Source organism: Halorubrum sp. SS7 (assembly GCF_005435055.1).
GTDB lineage: Archaea > Halobacteriota > Halobacteria > Halobacteriales > Haloferacaceae > Halorubrum > Halorubrum salinarum.
The window spans coordinates 1-213 of the sequence record NZ_SGXV01000777.1 but is presented as its reverse complement, the minus strand read 5'-3'; the positions used below and the strand labels follow the sequence as shown (position 1 = coordinate 213).

Sequence of the window (213 nt, the reverse complement as noted above, 5' to 3'; positions counted from 1 at the left end):
GAGTACATGACGATCGAGCGGCGGATTCATGGGGTAGGCGAGACCGATGGGCCACGAGATATCCTCCTCAAAGCACTCGATCGAGGTGACGCTCTTTATGTCGCGTCGCAACTTGATGATCTGAACGCACTCGACGCAACCGACCTCAGAGTGGGACAGACATACACGTTCGGTGAGGCTCAATTCCGAGTCGAAAACAATGACGTCGCCCCC

Annotated in this window: 1 protein-coding gene; it reads left to right on the top strand. The window is 55.9% G+C overall.

Annotated elements, in window-relative coordinates; all coding sequences use genetic code 11:
- Window positions 1-213, top strand: a 213-nt coding sequence (locus tag EXE44_RS21315) for a hypothetical protein (RefSeq protein WP_206750424.1), incomplete at both ends; no start/stop codon positions are given.